The organism is Nocardia acididurans (genome assembly GCF_016741815.1).
Lineage (GTDB): Bacteria > Actinomycetota > Actinomycetes > Mycobacteriales > Mycobacteriaceae > Nocardia > Nocardia acididurans.
In genome coordinates this window covers 601,272-614,537 of record NZ_JAERRJ010000002.1, presented here as the reverse complement: position 1 = coordinate 614,537, position 13,266 = coordinate 601,272, and the positions used below count along the sequence as shown (strand labels likewise).

The following is a 13,266-nucleotide window of genomic DNA, read 5'->3' as shown; positions in this document are numbered from 1 at the left end:
CGTCGCGGTGACGCGCAGCTGACACCGGGATGAATTCTGCGTGCGTGAAAAACCCTGTGGCGCAATCGGGTCCATCGAACAGACCGCTCGGTTACCGTGACTGTTGCGGTCGTTGTGCCGAATCTCTCCGGCACATCCACCGCCGAGGGAGGTGCCGACGAGCTAGCCCGCGGGATCGCGCACCGCGCCCCGATCGGCCGAGGTGGCCAGGAGGGCGTAGGTGCGCAGTGCGAGAGAGACCTGCCGGTCGCGGGCGCGCGGCCGGTAGCCGCCGTCGGCCTCCACCGCCGTGCGGCGCGCGGCGATCTCCTCCTCGTCGACTTCGAAAGTCAGGGTCCGTGAGGGGATGTCGATGCAGAGGATGTCGCCGTCGCGCACCAGGGCCAGTGGACCGCCGGCGGCGGCCTCGGGGGAGATGTGCCCGATGGACAGGCCCGAGGAACCACCCGAGAACCGGCCGTCGGTGACGACGGCGCACTTGTCCGCCAGGCCGCGACCCTTGAGATATGCGGTGGGATACAGCATTTCCTGCATGCCGGGTCCGCCGCGCGGGCCCTCGTAGCGGATCACCAGCACATCGCCGGGGCGCAGCCTGCCGGTGAGGATGGCATCCACCGCCTCCTCCTGTGATTCGGCCACGACGGCCGGGCCGGTGAAGGTGTGCATGGATTCGTCCACGCCCGCGGATTTCACCACCGCGCCGTCGGGGGAGAGGTTGCCGCGCAGCACGGCCAGTCCGCCGTCGCGGGAGAAGGCGTGCGCGACATCGTGAATACAGCCCTCGGCGGCGTCCGCGTCGAGGGAATCCCAGCGTTCGGATTGCGAGAACGCGGTGGCGGAACGCTTTCCGCCCGGCGCGGCATGGAACAGTTCGACTGCTCGGTCCGAGGGGGCGGGTCCGCGCACATCCCATTCGCTGAGCCACTCGGTGAGCGAATCCGCGTGCACCGCATGCACATCCCGGTGCAGCAGGCCCGCGCGGTCGAGTTCGCCGAGCAGGGCGGGCATTCCGCCGGCGCGGTGCACGTCCTCCATCAGGTAGCTGCCGTTGGGCGCCACCTTGCACAGGCACGGCACCTGCAGCGACATCTTCTCGATATCGGTGAGCGTGTAGTCCAGGCCGGCCTCCTGCGCGGCGGCCAGCAGGTGCAGCACCGTGTTGGTGGAGCCGCCCATGGCCAGATCGAGGGCCATGGCATTGTCGAAAGCCTTGGCGGAGGCGATGTTCCGGGGCAGCACCCGGTCATCGTCGGCGTCGTAGTAGCGGCGGGTCAGCTCCATGACCGTATGCCCCGCCGCCTCGTACAGCTCGCGGCGGGCGGTGTGAGTGGCCAGGGTCGTGCCATTGCCCGGCAGTGCCAGGCCCAGCGCCTCGGTGAGGCAGTTCATCGAATTCGCGGTGAACATACCCGCGCAGGAGCCGCAGGTGGGGCAGGCGTTCTCCTCGATGAGCGCCATATCCGCATCCGACACCTGGGGCGCGACGGCGGCCGCCATGGTGGTGATGAGATCCAGGCGGCTGCGCACGGTGCCGTCCACCAGCACGGCGGTGCCGCCCTCCATGGGGCCGCCGGAGACGAACACCGTGGGGATGTTCAATCGCATGGCCGCCATGAGCATGCCCGGAGTTATCTTGTCGCAGTTGGAGATACACACCAGGGCGTCCGCGCAGTGCGCGTTCACCATGTACTCGATCGAATCCGCGATGAGATCGCGCGACGGTAGCGAGTACAGCATTCCGCTGTGCCCCATGGCGATTCCGTCGTCGATGGCGATGGTGTTGAACTCGCGCGGGATGCCGCCGGCCGCGCGCACCGCCTCGGAGACGATCCGCCCGACCGGCTGCAGGTGGGTGTGCCCCGGCACGAACTCGGTGAAGCTGTTGGCGACGGCGATGACGGGCTTGCGCCCGATATCGGCCGAGGGCACCCCGCTGGCGCGCATGAGGGCGCGGGCCCCCGCCATATTCCGGCCGTGCGTGACCGTTCGTGAACGCAATTCCGGCACGACGCCACCTCCTGACAATCTGCAACCGTACGGTTGGAGTTTGACATAGAGTCGGGTCAACTGCAACCGTACGGTTGCAGATGGTTGGATGGACCACATGGCGTGGGATACCGAGGGAACCAAACGGCGGCTGCTCGAGGCAGCGGTGCACGAATTCGCCGAACGCGGACCCGACGGGGCCCGCGTCGCCGCCATCGCCACCCGCGCGGGCATCAACAAGGAACGCATCTACCAGTACTTCGGCGACAAACGCGGGCTGTTCGAGGCCGTGCTCACCGATCAGCTCGAACAGCTCGCGGCGGCCAGCCCGCTCAGCGCCGACCATGCCGGGGATCTGGCCGAGTACGCCGGGCACGTCTTCGACTACCACCGCACCCACCCGCAGTTCCTGCGCCTGCTGCACTGGGAGGGCCTGCAGCAGCAGGACGGTGAACTGCCCGCCGCCTCGGCGCGCGCCTCGCACTACGCGGAGAAGGTGGCCTCGCTGGCGGCGGCACAGCGGGCCGGTGCCCTGCCCGACGAGGTCGCGCCCGGATATCTGCTGTACGCGGTCGCGGCTCTGGCGGCCTGGTTCTTCGCGGTGCCGCAGGTGGTCCGGATGATCCTCGGCGCGGACACCGATGATCCGGACGCCCTGCGGGCCGCGCTGGTCGCACTGGTGCGGCGACTCGAGATCCGCGCCTAGCGCTTCAGCAATTCCCTTGTGGCGCGGACGATTTCGGTGGGATCCTCCTCGGCCATGAAATGTCCGCAGGTGACGGTCTCGTGACGCAGGTCCGGAGCCCAGGCGCTCCACACGGACCGCGCGTCGAAGCCCAGCGCCGAACCCCAGTCCTGCTGCACCACGGTCACCGGCATGCGCAGCGTGGTGCCCGCCGCCCGATCGGCCAGGTCGTGATCGACGTCGATGTGGGCGGAGGCGCGGCAATCGGCCACGATGGAGGGCACCGCCGCCCGCGACGCCGCCAGATACGCCGCGCGGACATCGGCCGGGATGGCCTCCGGGTGCTGCGCCCAGCTCTCGAGGAAGTAGCCGAAGAACGCGTCCGGATTCGCGCCGATGAGCTGTTCGGGCATGCCCTGCGGCTGGGCCATGAGGAACAGGTGGAAGGCGACGGCGGCGGTCCGGCCGTGCAGGATCTCCCAGGAGTCGACGGTCGGCAGCACATCCAGGGACAGCAGATGGCTCACCCGCTCGGGATGGTCGAGAGCGGTGCGAATCGCCACCAGCGCGCCGCGGTCGTGCCCGGCCAGCGCGAACCGGTCATGGCCGAAAGCCTGTGCGAGAGCGACGATATCGTTGCCCATGGTGCGCTTGGCGTAGGTCGTGCCGTCGGTGTCGATCGGCTTGTCGCTGTCGCCGTAGCCGCGCAGGTCCGGGCAGATCACGGTGTGCTCAGCCGCCAGCTCCGCGGCCACATGCCGCCACATGAGATGGGTCTGCGGCAGCCCGTGCAGCAGCACGATCGGACTGCCCTGTCCGGCGACCGCGACCTGGAGCGCCACGCCGTCGGCGACCGTGACGCGCTGGTAGTCGAACCCGGGAATGCGGAGGGACATCGGTATTCCTTTCGATGATTGCTCGGTCGCACCGAGCCTGGCCGAGGGCGCTCAGCGGCCGGTCAGCATCGAGTCAGCAGGGTGATCAGCAACCGCGCAGCGGCGGTCCGGCGGGCGCGGCGGGCACACCGATAGAGTCGGCAGGCGTGGCGTACTTTCAGGTGCTCGGCCCGCTGCGGGCGGTGGACGAGCGCGGCGCGCTGCCGCTGAAGGGCCCGCGCCACCGTGCCCTGCTGGCACGCCTGCTCATCGCCGGCGAACGCGTGGTCCCCGTCCATCAGCTCGTCGACGACCTGTGGGAGGACCCGCCGCGCGACCCCGTCGGCACCCTCCAGACCTTCGTCTCCGACCTGCGCCGCATCCTGGAACCGAACAGACCACCCCGGCACCCGGCGACGATCCTGGTGACCGAGGCCCCCGGCTACGCCCTGCACCCGGACGGCCTCGACAGCCGCCGCTTCGAGAACCTGGTCCGCGAATCCGGCGACCTGCTCGCCGCGGGCGCACCGGCGGTAGCCGCGGCCTTCGGCGCACCGGGCAATATCTTCGATGCCGCCCCGGCCCTCTGGCAGGGTCCGGCCTACGCCGAATTCGCCGAGCGCCCCTGGGCCCGTGCCGAAATCGCCCGCCTGGACGAATTACGCCTGCTGGCAATCGAACAGCGCGCCTCCGCCCTGGTGATCCTCGGCCGCTACACCGAGGCCGCCGCCGTCCTCGAAGCCCATCTCGCCGCGCATCCGCTCCGCGAGAACGGTTGGCACACCTTGGTCCTCGCGCTCTACCGCGCGGGAAGGCAGGCCGATGCGCTGGCTGCCCTGCGTACGGTCCGAGACCGGCTGCGCACCGAACTCGGCATCGACCCCGGCCCTGCCCTGCGCGCCCTCGAAACCGCCGTCCTCGCCCAATCCCCGGACCTCGCACCCGAGCCGGCAGCCGTCACCATCCCCGCCCACCCTGCCGGAATCCCCAAACCCGCGCTGTTCGTCGGCCGTGCACCGCAATTGGCTCTGCTGCATTCCGCCGCCGAGACCGTCTCGCGGCGCGACAAGCCGGTCCTCGCCCTGATCTCCGGCACCGAGGGCGCGGGCAAAACCGCACTGGCGGAGGTCTTCTCGGCCGAACTGGCCGAGCAGGGATGGGCCACCGCCTGGGGCCCGAGTCCCGAGGATCGCGGCACGCCCCCGAACTGGCCGTGGACCCGCATTCTGGAGCGTCTCACGCCCGAGTTCCCGTTCACCCGGCACGATTCCGTCGAACCCGACAGCTCGGACCCGGTGGTGGCGCGCTTCCAGGCGCACCAGGCCGCCGTGGACTACCTGCGATCGGTGGCCCGACAAGCCCCACTGCTCGTGGTCTTCGACGATCTGCACTGGGCAGGTGAGGAAACCCTCGACCTGCTGATCGCGCTGTCCGCCGCGCCCATGGACGGCCCGCTGCTCCTCGTCGCCGCGTATCGAGGCACCGACACGAATGCCGCGCTGACAGCGGCCCTCGCGCGCCTGGCCCGAGCGGAACCGCTGCGCCTGCAGCTCCACGGCCTGAGCGAGCCGGAAACCGCCGACCTGGTGCGCGCCCTGGCCGGAACCGGCGTGAGCGACAGCACGGTGCACCGAATCCATCGGCGCGGCACCGGAAATCCGTTCCTCACCAGAGAGCTCGCCCGCCTGCTGAGCGAAGAGGGTGCCGACGCCCTGACCGCGGTACCGCCCGGCGTCCGGGATGTGGTGCGGCACCGCCTGTCCCGCATTCCCGAACCGGAACGCACCGTGCTGCAGCAGGCGTCGGTGCTCGGCGTCGAGGTTGACGCCGAACTGCTGACCGAGGTGTCCGGAGACCCGCCCGGCGTCCTGGCCGCGGTGGAGGCCGCGTCGCGCGCCGAGTTCCTCACCGAATCCGACACGACCACAGTCGCTTTCACACACGCGCTCGTCCGTGACGTGGTGTACCGCGACATCCCCGCCCTGCGCCGCTCGCTCTGGCACACCCGAGCCGGGGAACTGCTGGAGCGGCGCGGCACCGCCGATGCCGCGCTACTCGCCCACCACTTCGTCAGCGCCGCAACGCGATCCACCGCCGCACAGGCCGCCCGCTACGCCACCGCGGCCGCCCGAGCCGCGGAACAGGTCTTCGCACCCCATGAGGCAGCCCGCTGGTGGGGTGACGCGGTGGCCGCCTACGACCGGCTCGGTGCTGCCGGATCCGGCATCGACTCCGCGCCCGCGCCACTATCGCGCGGCGGATCTGCTGGTGCGGCAGGATCGTCCAGCGGATCTGCTGGTGCGGCTGGATCGTCCGGCGGGTTCGCTGGTGGGGCTGGATCGTCCGGCGGGTTCGCTGGTGGGGCTGGATCGTCCGGCGGGTTCGCTGGTGGGGCTGGATCGTCCGGCGGGTTCGCTGGTGGGGCTGGATCGCGCGGTGGATCCGCTGTCACACCCCGTCTCCTTCGCGATGATTCGGCTGGACGCGTGCCGTTCGAATCGACCGGACAGGACTCCCCGGGCGCGCGGGTGGCGCACCCCCATGATGGGCACGAGGCGATCGACAACCCGGCAGGGTTCGATGCGGGTGCGCTGGTGCTCGGGGGTTCGTCCGTGGCGTCGAATACCGCTGCGCCCCATGACCTACGCGGTGATTTCGGTGTCGCAGCCGAACGCGGTGCGCGGAGTGGTTCCGAGGGCGGCGCGGATCTCGTGCGGGATCGGTTGATGGCGCTGACGGGGCTGATTCGCGCGCTCGCGGTGACCGGCCGGTTGGCCGAGGCCCGGTGGTATCGCGGTGCGGCACTGCGGACGGCGCGGGGTCTGGCCGACCCGGAGGTCGCCGCGCGGGTGGTCGTCGCCTTCGATGTGCCCGCGGTGTGGACGGATACCGATGATCCCCGGCTGGCCGATCAGGTGGTGGCCACCGCCGAATGGGCGCTGCGCGAACTGCCCGACGCCGACCGGGAACTGCGCTGCCGGTTGCTGGTGGCCATCGCCCTCGAGCTCCGGGCAGCCGGCACCGAACGCGCCCGGACGGCCATCGCCGAGGCGGAAACTCTTGCCGCTGCACTGGACCGGCCGTCCCTGCGCGCGCTCGTCCGCAACGCACAGTTCATGCAGACCTTCCACCGTGCGGGCCTGGCGCCCGAGCGAGCCCGCATCGGCGCGGACCTGATCGAGCTCGCCCGGGCGCACGATCTGGTGACCTTCGAGGTGCTGGGGCAGCTGATCCGCATCCAATCATTCAGCGCCATGGCGGATTTCGATGCCGCCGACACTGCCGCCCGCGCCGTCGACGCCCTGGCGGAGCGCTACGACCTACCGCTGGTGGGAGTGTTCACGGCGTGGTACTCGGCTCTGCGCCAATCGATTACGGGAACGAGCGCCGAGGCCGAGGCCGCGTATCGCTCGGCGTCGGCGGCCTTTGCGCCCACGGCGATGCCGGGCCTCGCCGACGGCCTGCTCCCGCTCGCACTGCTGTGCGTCAGGCTTCGGCACGGGTTGGCGGTGGATCAGGATCCCGGCACCGAGTGGGGGCCGCACGAGCCGTGGGTGCGGCCGCTCATCCTGCTCGAGCGCGGCGTGCCCGGCGCGGCGCGCGATGCTGTTCTCGCCCTGCCGGATCCGCCCGCGGATCTGCTGCTGGAGCTGCGGCTGTGCCTGGTGGCCAGGGCCGCGCTGGCCCTCGGTGAGCAGCCCCTCATCCGGCGCATCCACGACCGATTGCGTCCTGCCGCAGCCGAACTCGCGGGCGCCGGAACCGGGCTGGTCACGCTGGAGCCGGTGGAGCATTACCTCGAGCTGTTGGCCGCGGCGCTCGCCGAGTGACCGGCCCTACCCGCCCACGGCCTCGGCCAACGCGGGCAGCACCTCGGAGCAGCCTGCCTCCAGTTTCACCGTGGCCAGCTCGTCGCCGCGAGTCCGCCCTCGGTTCAGGATCACCACGGGCCGACCGGATTTGGCGGCGCGGCGGGCGAAGCGGAGGCCGGACATGACCGTGAGGGAGGAGCCCGCCACCAGCAGGGCGTCACAGCTCTCGACCAGGTCGAAGGCGGCGGTGACGCGATCCTTCGGGACGGTTTCGCCGAAATAGACGATATCGGGTTTGAGCATGCCGCCGCAGCGGGCGCAGGGGACCATGTGGAACGCGGAGGTGTCGGCCACCGTGGCATCGGCGTCGGGGGCCACCTCCAGGCCGTCGAGGGTGATCGAGTCGGCGAAGCCCGGGTTGGCGGCCTCCAGGCGGGCGGCGAGGGCCATGCGGGAGATGAGGGCCTCGCAGGACAGGCAGCGGACGCGCGCGTAGACGCCGTGCAGGTCGATGACCGCGCGGTGCCCCGCCTTGGTGTGCAGGAGGTCGACGTTCTGGGTGATCAGCCCGGTGACCACGCCCGCGCGTTCGAGTGCGGCAAGGGCACGGTGGCCGGGGTTGGGGCGGGCGGCGTCCATGAGCCGCCAGCCCACGTGATTGCGCGCCCAGTAGCGTTGACGGAATACGGGATCGCCCACGAACTGCTGGTAGGTCATGGGAGTGCGGGGTGGCGCGCCGGGGCTGCGGTAGTCAGGGATGCCGCTGTCGGTGGAGATGCCCGCGCCGGTGAGAACCGCCAGGCGGCGACCGGCCAGCAGGTCGACGAGCCGGTCCAGGTCTGTGCGAGGCACGGGCAGCACCGCGGAGGACGACATGCGAACAGGGTACGAGCAGCCCGGCCGCGCGGACCGCCCAGCCGGCTGAAGGTCAGCGCGGGCCGTTGGTATTCAGGAAGACCACCGTATCGTCGCCGAAGCGGCCGTGGGCGTTCATATCCAGCAGCGCGGCCATGGCCTTGGCGGTGTACACCGGTTCCAGGGTGAGATGCCCGAACTCCGCCGAAAGCGTCTGGGCGGTCCGGGCTTCCGGGGTCGGATGCCCGTATCCGGGTCCCAGCCATTCGGTCACGATCTCGAGGTTCGTCAAGGGTTCCAGGGTGATTCGCGCACCCCGCGACCGCAGGACCCGCGCGGTCCGCTGTGCCAGTCCGTCGATGGTCGAATGATCAAGCGGCAGTGTGTCGTTCACGACGACACCGACCACCCTGGTGCGCAGCCCGGCCAGCTGCAGGCCCAGTGACAGCCCGGCCACCGTGCCGCCGGAGCCGACCGGCGTGACGACATAGCCGGGTTCCGGCAGGTCGCCCGCCCGCACCTGCTCCGCCAATTCCACAGCGGCCTCGACGTATCCGAGCGCACCCACCGGCGAAGAACCGCCCGCGGGCAGGAAGTACGGCGGACGCAGGCCGGAGAAGTGCCGGGCCAGAATCAGCGGCGCGCGCAGGATCGTGCGCGCCTTGGTGCAGGTGAGATACAGCGTCGCCCCCGACGCCCGCAATCGTTCCAGCTGGGCCCGCACATGCTCGTCCATCGGCTGATCGACAAGTGCCAGTACGGTTTTCAGCCCGTGCTCGCGGCCGTACAGCGCGGTCGCCAGTCCCCAGTTGGTGCCCAGCCCGCCCACGGTCACGATGGTGGAGCGGCCCAGCCGCAGGGCGTCCGGCAGCAGCCATTCGAGTTTGCGGACCTTGTTGCCGCCCCAACCGCCGTCCCCGAACGCGCTGTCGTCCTTGACCCAGATATCCGCGCCGCAGGTGTCGAGGTGGATCAGCCGCCGCACCGGCGTGGGACCGGTCCCCAGGCGCAGATGCGGGAGGGTGTCCGCGAGTTCGGGGTAGAGCTGGTGCAGATGCGGCGTCACAGCCCGCAGCGTATCGACTGTCCAGTTCAATGACGAGCGCGGGAGCCGCGAACAGGTGCATTCTGGAACATGAGCAACAATCAGGACCAGCCCGGCCGCCGCACCGGGCCGGTGATCACGCTGGTACTGGCCGCGGTCGCGGTACTGCTGGCGGTGGCCTCACTGTTCATCGCGCTGACCCGCGACCGCGACGACTCGGCGGCGCCGGCCTCCACCACCGGCGTCACGGTCACCGAGCCCGCCACCACCGGTCCCGGCCGGACCACCCCGAACACCCGGGACGGCACCGCACCCGCCACCACACCCGCCGCGAACCGCTTCACCTATCAGCCGCTCTGGCCGTTCGCGAACGAGGCCGAGGCCGCCGCCTGGCAGCAGTCCTACCGTGCGGGCGGCCATCAGCCCTGGCATCTCGATCCGGCGGCGGTCGCGCTGAACTTCACGCAGAACTATCTGGGCTTCGAGAATGTGGATCAGGCCATCCAGGTCTCCACGAAGGACGAAGAAGCCTGGGTCACAGTCGGTTACGACAATCCGAACGGCAGTCCGGCCGCCGCCGCGGTGGTGCACCTGGCCCGGCTGGGCAGCGGTGAGGACGCCCCGTGGGAGGTCGTCGGCACCGAGGACCGCACCCTCACCATCACCACCCCGCGCTACGGCGCCCAGGTCGGTTCCCCGATCGCGGTGGGCGGCCGCATCACCGGCGTGGACGAGAGCCTCGACCTTCGCCTGCTGCAGCTGCCGCAGGGTGAGCAGGTCGGGGCGGTCGGCCGGATTCCCGCGGGCGGCACCGATTCCCCGTGGACGGCGAGCCTGCCCTTCAGCGCCGCGTGCCCGGGAACCCTCACGCTGGTGGTCGCCACCGGCGGGCATGTGGAGGAGGTGGAGCGCTTCGCCATCACCGGTGTCCGATGCTGATCTTCCGTTGTGCCCCTTGGCTATTCGAACGTCGATGCGGTTCCGGAGTACGGTGGGATGTGGTGGTCGTGCAGTGCCCACCGTGCACCGCTGAGGAGAATCATGCCTGGTGTGACCGATCGGGTCGTCATCGTCACCGGAGCGGGCGGCGGGCTGGGCCGCGAATACGCGCGCCTGCTCGCCAGAGAGGGTGCACTGGTCGTCGTGAACGATCTCGGCGCGGCCCGTGACGGCACCGGATTCGGAAAAGCCATGGCGGACACGGTCGTCGACGAGATCCGCGCCGAAGGCGGCACGGCGGTGGCCAACTACGACAGCGTCGCCTCGGAGGAGGGCGCACACGCCCTGGTCGACACCGCGGTGAACGAATTCGGCGCGATTCACGGCATCGTCAACAACGCCGGAATTCTCCGGGACGCCAGTTTCGCGAAAATGGATGGCGCGCACTGGGAATCCGTTTTGCGCGTGCACCTGTTCGGCGCATATCACGTGACCTCCGCCGCCTGGCCGCATTTCCGCGAGCAGGGTTTCGGCCGCGTCGTCATGGCCACCTCCACCTCCGGCCTGTTCGGCAATTTCGGTCAGGCCAATTACGGCGCCGCCAAACTCGGCCTGGTCGGGCTCATGAACACCCTCGCCATCGAGGGCCGCAAATACGACATCACCGTGAACGCGGTGGCCCCCATGGCCGCCACCCGCATGACCGCCGATATCGCCCCGGCGGATCTGCTGCAGAAACTCCCGCCCGCCCACGTCGCCCCGGTGATCGGCCACCTGCTCAGCGCCGAGTGCGACGACACCGGACTGGTGCTCATCGTGGGCGGCGGCTCGGTGCAGCGGGTGCAGCTGTTCGCCAACAAGCCGGTGCTGTTTCCGGAGGTGCCGACAGTCGAGCAGGTGCGCGACAATTGGAACCGCATCACCGATATGTCCGACGCTCAACCCGGCGTCAACCCTGCCGGCTGAGCCCTCTTTCCAGGAGCCTCGCCATGAGCGAGAACCATTGGGACGCACTGGTTGTCGGAGCGGGGGCGGGTGGGCTGTGCACCGCCGCCCGGCTGTCGCACCACGGCTACCGCACGCTGGTCGCCGAACGTCTGGACCGGGTCGGGGGACGCGCCTCCACCGACAGCATCGACGGTTTCACCATCAACAAGGGCGCAGTGGTCATCGAACTCGGAGGTGTCACCGAGCAAACGTTCGCCGAGGTGGGAGCCAAATTCGAAGTACGGCCGGTGAATTCGCCGATCCTCTACCGCATCGGCGGCCGCGATGTGGACGTCACCACGGGCGGCTGGGGCCTGCTGCTCTCGCAGCTCACGCGCCACGGCGCGCGGTTGGTCGGCGCACTGGACACCCCCGGCGGCGGTCCGCCCGACCGGGAACTGTCCACTGCCGAATGGGTGGGCCGATTCACGAGAAATGAAGCCGTGCTGGGGATTTTCCGCAATATGTGCGGCATGATCTTCGCCGTCGGTTCAGAGGAATTACCGGCCCGAGTTTTTCTCACCCATTTCACGCGCAAACCGGCGTTCGCGCCCTTCGGATTCTGTCCGGAGGGCACCATCGGAATCTGGCAGGCGCTCGCGGAAGTGGTGGAACGCAATGGGGGAGCGGTCCGGCTCGACACCGAGGTGACCGGTCTGACCGTCGCGGACGGTCGCGTCACCGGCGCGCACGTCACGCACGCCGGTGAAACCAGCGATATCACCTGTGATTTCGTGGTCAGCGATATCGGCCCCTCGGCCACCCTCGATCTGGTGGGCCCGGAGAATCTGCCCGCCGACTATGTCGGGCGGGTGCTGCAGGGCGATCTGCCCTGCGGGATGATCTCGGTGCACTTCGCCAGCCGCGAACCGCTGCTCGCCGCGCCCGGTCTGCTGAGCTTCGCCCGTACCCGAAGGCTGTGCTACATAGCGAATTTCACCGTCACCTGCCCGGAGATGGCGCCGCCCGGCTGGCATCTGTACGCGGGCATCGGTGTGCCCAAACCTTCGGTGGGTGATTTCGACGAGGCCGCCGAGACCGCGCTGGTACTGCAGGATCTGCGTGCGGAGATCGCCGGATTCGATTCGGCGCGAATACTTTCCATCGAGGTGTCGCGCGACGACTGGCCGCCGCAGCGAGCCGTCTCCGGCTACGACCTACCGCACGACACGCCGATCCCGAATCTCTGGAATGTCGGTGACGCGGTGAAGGAGTACGGGGCCGGTGGCACCACCGCCTGCGCCGAGACCGCGAAAATCGTGGTGGAGGAGATCGTTTCGAGCGGTGCGGCGCGCGCGGGCTGATCAGGCGAGCTTGTCGGCCATACCGGGTAGCCGCTGCATCATGGCGATCACGTAGTCGGCGAGGATCTCGATCAGCACCGGTCGCTCCACCTTCAAACCCCCGTCCAGCCATACCAGAACCAGTTCCGCCGCACCGCCGTTGACCAGCTGGGCGAGGGCGATCAGCGCCGTGTCGTCCGCCTGCCGGTCGAGCAGCAGTCGAGCCTGCTCGATGATCAACTGCGCGGTGTCGCGCATACCGGCGAACCGCTGCCGGATGAGCGCCGGACTGCCGTAGGTCTGCGCGAAGGCGATATTGGCGCGGCGCGGATCATCGGTGACGGCCACGATCAGGGCGGCCACCCCGGCACGGATCTTGTCCTCCGGGCCGCCCGGCGTCGCCGCCATGGTGGTGCGCGTCTGGTCCAGCACCTCCCGCTGGACGTCGGCGAGCAGGGTGGCGGCCAGGGTGTCAAGATCCGGGAAGGATTCGTAGAAGAAACGCGGCCCCACGCGCGCCTGCTCGCAGACGCCGCGCACCGTGAGCATGGACAGCCCCTGGGTGCCGACGATGTCGAGGGCGGCGTCCAGCAGCCTGCGCCGCCGCTGTTCACGGCGTTCCTCGGTGGTGGTCCCGCGATAGGTCCCGTTGAATCCCCGCGTCACCCAGCCAGCTTCGCATGGATGTCCGGAAACGACCATTTACGGAAACATCTGTTTCCGATACCGTGGAAACCGGCATCCCGGAGGGAGAACCAACGGTGAATCTCCTTGTACCAGGTGATCTTCCGATCGCCGG

The 13,266-nt window shown here is 69.7% G+C and carries 10 protein-coding genes; 5 read left to right on the top strand and 5 right to left on the bottom strand.

What is annotated here, in order from left to right:
• Positions 1–162: 162 nt before the first annotated feature.
• Positions 163–2,007, bottom strand: coding sequence for a dihydroxy-acid dehydratase (gene ilvD, locus JK358_RS07225; RefSeq protein ID WP_201945005.1), 1,845 nt, complete (start codon positions 2,005–2,007; stop codon positions 163–165).
• An 88-nt stretch (positions 2,008–2,095) separates the two neighbouring features.
• On the opposite strand from ilvD, the gene JK358_RS07220 reads away from it, so the two are divergent.
• Positions 2,096–2,692, top strand: a complete 597-nt coding sequence (locus JK358_RS07220) for a TetR/AcrR family transcriptional regulator (protein ID WP_232850839.1) — start codon at positions 2,096–2,098, stop codon at positions 2,690–2,692.
• On the opposite strand, the gene JK358_RS07215 is transcribed toward JK358_RS07220, so the two are convergent.
• Positions 2,689–3,567 carry an alpha/beta fold hydrolase gene (locus JK358_RS07215; protein ID WP_201945004.1) on the bottom strand — a complete coding sequence of 293 codons (879 nt, stop codon included), beginning with the start codon at positions 3,565–3,567 and terminating at the stop codon, positions 2,689–2,691. The two genes, JK358_RS07220 and JK358_RS07215, sit on opposite strands and share 4 nt — an antisense overlap.
• Positions 3,568–3,713: 146 nt before the next feature.
• On the opposite strand from JK358_RS07215, the gene JK358_RS07210 reads away from it, so the two are divergent.
• The gene (locus tag JK358_RS07210; RefSeq protein WP_201945003.1) at positions 3,714–7,376 is read left to right on the top strand and encodes an ATP-binding protein; all 3,663 of its coding nucleotides are present in this window, start codon (positions 3,714–3,716) and stop codon (positions 7,374–7,376) included.
• Positions 7,377–7,382: 6 nt separating this feature from the next.
• On the opposite strand, the gene JK358_RS07205 is transcribed toward JK358_RS07210, so the two are convergent.
• Together JK358_RS07205 and JK358_RS07200 are read right to left on the bottom strand one after the other, a co-directional pair.
• On the bottom strand, positions 7,383–8,234 hold the full coding sequence (locus tag JK358_RS07205; RefSeq protein ID WP_201945002.1) for an NAD-dependent protein deacetylase: 852 nt from the start codon (positions 8,232–8,234) through the stop codon (positions 7,383–7,385).
• Positions 8,235–8,286: 52 nt separating this feature from the next.
• Positions 8,287–9,279, bottom strand: coding sequence for a 1-aminocyclopropane-1-carboxylate deaminase/D-cysteine desulfhydrase (locus JK358_RS07200; protein WP_201945001.1), 993 nt, complete (start codon positions 9,277–9,279; stop codon positions 8,287–8,289).
• 69 nt (positions 9,280–9,348) lie between these two features.
• On the opposite strand from JK358_RS07200, the gene JK358_RS39890 reads away from it, so the two are divergent.
• The 3 genes from JK358_RS39890 (at position 9,349) to JK358_RS07185 (ending at position 12,488) form a co-directional block, all read left to right on the top strand.
• Positions 9,349–10,197, top strand: coding sequence for a hypothetical protein (locus tag JK358_RS39890; protein ID WP_269811739.1), 849 nt, complete (start codon positions 9,349–9,351; stop codon positions 10,195–10,197).
• 102 nt (positions 10,198–10,299) lie between these two features.
• The gene (locus JK358_RS07190; RefSeq protein WP_201945000.1) at positions 10,300–11,163 is read left to right on the top strand and encodes an SDR family oxidoreductase; all 864 of its coding nucleotides are present in this window, start codon (positions 10,300–10,302) and stop codon (positions 11,161–11,163) included.
• Between the two features lie 23 nt (positions 11,164–11,186).
• Positions 11,187–12,488, top strand: coding sequence for a phytoene desaturase family protein (locus JK358_RS07185; RefSeq protein WP_201944999.1), 1,302 nt, complete (start codon positions 11,187–11,189; stop codon positions 12,486–12,488).
• Here the strand turns inward: JK358_RS07185 and JK358_RS07180 are convergent, their stop codons facing one another.
• Positions 12,489–13,133, bottom strand: a complete 645-nt coding sequence (locus JK358_RS07180) for a TetR/AcrR family transcriptional regulator (protein WP_201944998.1) — start codon at positions 13,131–13,133, stop codon at positions 12,489–12,491.
• Positions 13,134–13,266 lie beyond the last annotated feature (133 nt).

Bases quoted from the DNA above. Each gene is read 5' to 3' on its own strand.
- JK358_RS07220 (WP_232850839.1), top strand. From the start codon at position 2,096: ATGGACCACATGGCGTGGGATACCGAGGGAACCAAACGGCGGCTGCTC.
- JK358_RS07215 (WP_201945004.1), bottom strand. From the start codon at position 3,567: ATGTCCCTCCGCATTCCCGGGTTCGACTACCAGCGCGTCACGGTCGCC.
- JK358_RS07205 (WP_201945002.1), bottom strand. From the start codon at position 8,234: ATGTCGTCCTCCGCGGTGCTGCCCGTGCCTCGCACAGACCTGGACCGG.
- JK358_RS39890 (WP_269811739.1), top strand. From the start codon at position 9,349: ATGAGCAACAATCAGGACCAGCCCGGCCGCCGCACCGGGCCGGTGATC.
- JK358_RS07190 (WP_201945000.1), top strand. From the start codon at position 10,300: ATGCCTGGTGTGACCGATCGGGTCGTCATCGTCACCGGAGCGGGCGGC.
- JK358_RS07185 (WP_201944999.1), top strand. From the start codon at position 11,187: ATGAGCGAGAACCATTGGGACGCACTGGTTGTCGGAGCGGGGGCGGGT.